Genomic DNA, 781 nt, shown 5'->3' with positions numbered 1-781 from the left:
GATCATGCGATTGTCCCCTTCAGAAAACCGCAAATTACAGCAATCCAATAAAATGGATTTCTTTTTTGGTGGAACAGAGATGAATGTGGCAGCCTCACTTTCGTATTTCGGAATAAAGACGCAGCAGGTGAGCAATGTCTCTAATGACTTGGTGGGGGAAGCAGCCATCGCGGCGATGCGGCAGTTTGGCATAGATGTTTCCGCAGTAAATAAAGTAGACCATCCGCTGGGATTGTACTTTTTAGAAGTAGGTTCCTCGATGCGGTCCGGCAAAATTGCCTATAACCGTTTGCACGGCGCTTTTGCCAATATGAAACCCGAACAGGTGGATTGGGAAAGCGTGCTTGAAAACTGCGATTACCTGCACTGGACAGGGATTTCGCCGGCTATTTCAGAAGGGGCTTATCTTACCCTAAAAGAAGGTTTGGAGCAGGCAAATAAGAAAGGAATTATCATCACGGCAGATCCTGCTTATAGAAGTAATTTGTGGAAATATGGAAAAGACGGCCACGAAATTTTAAAGGAACTCACCTGCCTTTCTACTATTTTTATTGGTGGCGTAAATGAGATCAATGAGATACTACATACCGATTTTAGTTTTGAAGAAGAAGGCTTTATTGCCGCAGCCAAAAAGCTGGTGGAAGAATGCCCTAATATTGAGAAAGTATTCGACAAGGTAAGAACGGGCGTAAGCGCTTCCTGGCAGAAGATTTACGGCAGGGCCTGGACCGGAAAGGAATATATTACTACCGAAGAACTGGAGATCACCACCGTTGTGGAC

1 protein-coding gene is annotated in these 781 nt (G+C 44.8%); it reads left to right on the top strand.

Going from position 1 to position 781, the window contains the following annotated elements; genetic code table 11:
- Window position 1: 1 nt before the first annotated feature.
- The coding region (locus RM539_RS19880) for a PfkB family carbohydrate kinase (protein ID WP_311505164.1) at window positions 2-781 on the top strand (780 nt) is incomplete at its 3' end.

This window comes from Autumnicola musiva (assembly GCF_031846585.1).
Taxonomy (GTDB): Bacteria; Bacteroidota; Bacteroidia; order Flavobacteriales; family Flavobacteriaceae; genus Autumnicola; species Autumnicola musiva.
This window is presented reverse-complemented; position numbering and strand designations above follow the sequence as displayed.